The 4,094-nt window shown below is 74.3% G+C and carries 3 protein-coding genes; 2 read left to right on the top strand and 1 reads right to left on the bottom strand.

Features of this window, described 5'->3' with window-relative positions:
* Positions 1-22: 22 nt before the first annotated feature.
* Positions 23-1,516 (bottom strand): aldehyde dehydrogenase (NADP(+)), encoded by a 1,494-nt coding sequence (locus ACFW1I_RS26020; RefSeq protein ID WP_384674302.1) that lies wholly within the window; start codon positions 1,514-1,516, stop codon positions 23-25.
* A 142-nt stretch (positions 1,517-1,658) separates the two neighbouring features.
* Between ACFW1I_RS26020 and ACFW1I_RS26015 the strand changes: the two genes are divergently transcribed.
* Together ACFW1I_RS26015 and ACFW1I_RS26010 are read left to right on the top strand one after the other, a co-directional pair.
* On the top strand, positions 1,659-2,429 hold the full coding sequence (locus ACFW1I_RS26015) for an IclR family transcriptional regulator (protein WP_384674300.1): 771 nt from the start codon (positions 1,659-1,661) through the stop codon (positions 2,427-2,429).
* A 161-nt stretch (positions 2,430-2,590) separates the two neighbouring features.
* Entirely contained in the window at positions 2,591-4,039 is a 1,449-nt protein-coding gene (locus tag ACFW1I_RS26010) for a peptidoglycan D,D-transpeptidase FtsI family protein (RefSeq protein WP_384674297.1), read from the top strand.
* Positions 4,040-4,094 lie beyond the last annotated feature (55 nt).

Genomic DNA, 4,094 nt, shown 5'->3' with positions numbered 1-4,094 from the left:
GTGCGGGGCCCGGCCGGGCGGGTCAGCGCCGGGGCAGGCCCAGCGGGTTGCCGTCGCGCAGCTCCGGCGGGAGCAGGTGCTGCGGGGTCGACTGGTAGGTGACCGGGCGGAGCCAGCGCTCGATGGCGGTGGCTCCGACGGAGGTGGAGGTGGAGGTGGTGGCCGGGTACGGGCCGCCGTGGTGCTGGGCCCCGGCGACGGCGACGCCGGTGGGCCAGCCGCCGACCAGGATCCGGCCGGCGAGCGGGGTGAGGGCGGCGAGCAGTCCGGGCGCGGCCGGGTCCTCGTCGGCGCAGTGCAGGGTGGCCGTGAGGTTGCCGGGCAGCCGGCCGAGGACGGCGGTGATCTCGGCCTCGTCGGTGTAGCGGGCGACGACGGTGACCGGGCCGAAGCACTCCTCCAGGAGGAGGGCGTGGTCGCCGTCGGCGAGCCGGGCCGCGTCGACGGTGAGGACGCCGGCGGTGACGGTGTGCTCGTCGGCGGCGCCGGGGGCGACGGGGGCCGTCACGCCGTCGAGGGCGGCCCGCTCGGTGACGCCGTCGACGAAGGCGGCCCGCATCCGGCGGTCGAGCAGGACGGCGGGGCCGGCCTGGCCGACGCCCTCGGCGAGGGCGGCGAGGAAGCGGTCGCCGTCGGCGCCGGCCGGGGCGAGGACGAAGCCGGGCTTGGTGCAGAACTGTCCGGCGCCCAGGGTCATCGAGCCGGCCAGGCCGGCCCCCAGCTCCTCGGCCCGCTCGGCGGCGGCGCCGGGGGTGACGACGACCGGGTTGAGCGAGCCGAGCTCGCCGTGGAAGGGGATCGGCGCGGGGCGGGCGGCGGCGGCGTCGAAGAGCGCCCGGCCGCCGCGCACGGAGCCGGTGAAGCCGGCCGCCGCGACCAGCGGGTGGCGGACCAGCTCGACGCCCGCCTCGAAGCCGTGCAGCAGGACGACGACGTCCTCGGGGAGGCCGGCCTTGGCGGCGGCCCGGCGCAGCAGTCCGGCGGTCAGCTCGGAGGTGGCCGGGTGGTCGGGGTGGGCCTTGACGACGACGGGGCAGCCGGCCGCGAGGGCGCTGGCGGTGTCGCCGCCGGGGACGGAGAAGGCGAGCGGGAAGTTGCTGGCGGCGTAGACGGCGACGACGCCGAGCGGGATCTTCCAGCGGCGCAGGTCGGGGCGGGGCGGCACGGCCGACGGGTCGGGCAGGTCGATCCGTACGTCGAGGAAGGCGCCCTCGTCGACGACGGCGGCGAAGGCGCGCAGCTGGGCGGTGGTGCGGGCGAGTTCGCCGGTGAGCCGGGGGGTGCCGAGGGCGGTCTCGGCGTCGGCGGTGGCGACGACCTCGTCGGCGGCGGCGTCGAGGAGGTCGGCGGCGGTCCGCAGGAAGGCCGCCCGGACCGTGCGGTCGGCGAGGGAGTCCCGGGCGGCGTGGGCGGCGCGGACCGCGCGGTCGACCCCGTCGGCCGTGGCCTCCGTCGCGACCTGCTCGCGCCGCTTCCCCGAGCGGGGGTCCACACTCCACACTGCTGCTGCCGACACGGCCCACACCCCTGTTCACTATGATGAACGTCGTTCTTGTGCATGAACGCTTCGGGGTGGACTCTATTGACGCCACGGGCGTTCCCACAAGGTCGTCCCGGAGTCACAAGGTCGTCCGGACGTCAGGGAGAAGGGCGGGGTCATGGCGGGTGCCGACGCGAGCGGTGCGCAGGTGAAGTCCGCGGTGCGGACCGTGGAGCTGCTGGAGTTCTTCGCCGGCCGGCCCGGGATGCACACCCTGGCCGCCGTCCAGGAGGCCGTCGGCTACCCCAAGTCGAGCCTGTACATGCTGCTGCGCACCCTGGTCGAGCTGGGCTGGGTGGAGACCGACGCCACCGGCACCCGGTACGGCATCGGGGTGCGGGCGCTGCTGGTGGGGACCTCGTACATCGACGGCGACGAGGTCGTGGCGGCCTCCCGGGCCACCCTGGACCGCCTCTCCGACGACACCACCGAGACCGTCCACCTGGCCCGGCTCGACGGCACCAGCGTGGTCTATCTGGCCACCCGCCAGTCCCAGCACCACCTGCGGCCCTTCACCCGGGTCGGCCGCCGGCTCCCCGCCCACTCGACCGCGCTGGGCAAGGCGCTGCTCGCCACCCACGGCGACGAGCAGGTGCGGGAGCTGCTGCCGAAGAGCCTGCCGGCGGTGACCGAGCACACGATCACCGACCGGGAGCGGCTGATCGACGAGCTGGCCGCCGTGCGCGCGCAGGGCTTCGCGGTGGACCGCGAGGAGAACACCCTGGGGCTGCGCTGCTTCGCGGTGGCGATCCCCTACCGGACGCCGGCCCGGGACGCGCTGAGCTGCTCGGTGCCGGCCGCGCGGCTGACCCCGGGCCACGAGCAGCTGATCAAGGACGCGCTCTTCGACGCGCGGGACCGGCTGACGCTGGTGACCCGGCGGCTGTGAGAGCGGGGGCGGCGGCGGTGAGAGCCGGAGCGGTGCCGGCGAGGGCCGGGGGGCGGCGGACGTGTGCCGCACGGCGCCGGATGGATGCCGCATGAACGTTTCCTGAGAATCGGGCCACACCCGGAACGTGGCGCGCCGCCCCGTTCGTCCCTCCTGGTGCCATGAACAAGACCATCAGGCGCACCTCGGTCTTCGTGCTGCTCCTCGTGCTCGCCCTCCTCGGCCGGGCCACCTGGGTGCAGGCGTACGAGAGCAAGGCGCTCGCGAACGACAGCAAGAACCGGCGGAAGACGATCGCGCAGTACGCGCAGCCGCTCGGGAACATCGTGGTGGCCGGCTCGCCGGTCACCGGCTCGAAGCACACCGAGAGCGGTGATCTCGCGTACGAGCGCAGCTACACGGACGGCGAGCTGTACGCGGCGGTCACCGGCTACAGCTCGCAGGCGTACGGCGCCACCCAGCTGGAGGGCATCTACTCCGGGATCCTGGACGGCACCGACGACCGGCTGAAGAACCCCGTGGACGCGGTCACCCGCAAGCAGCAGGAGCCCGGGACGGTCGTCACCACGATCGACCCGGACGTGCAGAAGGCCGCCTACCGGGCGCTCGGGAGCAAGAAGGGCGCGGCGGTCGCGATCGACCCGGCGAGCGGCCGGATCCTCGCCATGGTCTCCACGCCCTCCTACGACCCCTCGGCCATCGCCGGCACGACCGACGGCGACGCCTGGAAGGAGCTGACGGAGGACCCGGACAAGCCGCTGGTCAACCGGGCGCTGCGGCAGCCGCTGCCGCCCGGCTCCACCTTCAAGCTGGTGGTCGCGGCCGCCGCCCTGGAGGACGGCCTGTACTCCTCGGTGGACGTGCGGACGCAGAGCCCGGACCCGTACACCCTGCCGAACACCCGGACGGTCCTGAAGAACGAGAACGCCTCCGCGCCCTGCGAGAACGCCACGATCCGCACCGCGCTCCAGTACTCCTGCAACAACGTCTTCGCCAAGATGGCCGCCGACCTGGGGCAGGACAAGGTGAAGGCGATGGCGGAGAAGTTCGGCTTCAACGACGACGAGCGGGACGTGCCGGTCCGGGCGTACGCGAGCGTCTACCCGTCCGGGATGGACCCGGCGCAGACCGCGCTCACCGGCATCGGGCAGTTCGACGTCACCGCGACCCCGCTCCAGATGGCGATGGTCTCGGCGGTGATCGCGAACGACGGCCTGCTGGCCTCCCCGCACATGGTCTCCGAGGTGGTCGACTCCGACGGCGACGCCCTGGAGTCCTTCGACGACGGCGACACCACCCGGATCGTCTCCCCGGCCACCGCGGAGCAGCTGCGCAGCGCGATGGTGACGGTGGTGGAGGAGGGCACCGGCACCAACGCGGCGGTCCCGGGCGCCGAGGTCGGCGGCAAGACGGGCACGGCGCAGCACGGCGAGAACAACAGCAAGACGCCGTACGCCTGGTTCACCTCGTACGCGAAGGACCCGTCGACCGGGAAGCAGGTGGCGGTGGCCGTGATGATCGAGGACTCGGGCGCGGCCCGCTCCGAGGTCAGCGGCAACGGCCTGGCGGCGCCGGTGGCGCAGAAGATGATGGCGGCGGCGCTGAAGTGACGTCGGCTGGGGGACTGTGGGGCCCCGCGGGGCCCCCGGGGGATTGCACGGTGGA

The sequence above is a fragment of the Streptomyces sp. NPDC058955 genome, assembly GCF_042741435.1.
Taxonomy (GTDB): Bacteria; Actinomycetota; Actinomycetes; order Streptomycetales; family Streptomycetaceae; genus Streptomyces.
Note: the sequence above shows the minus strand (reverse complement) of the source record. Positions and strands in the feature narration are given on the sequence as shown.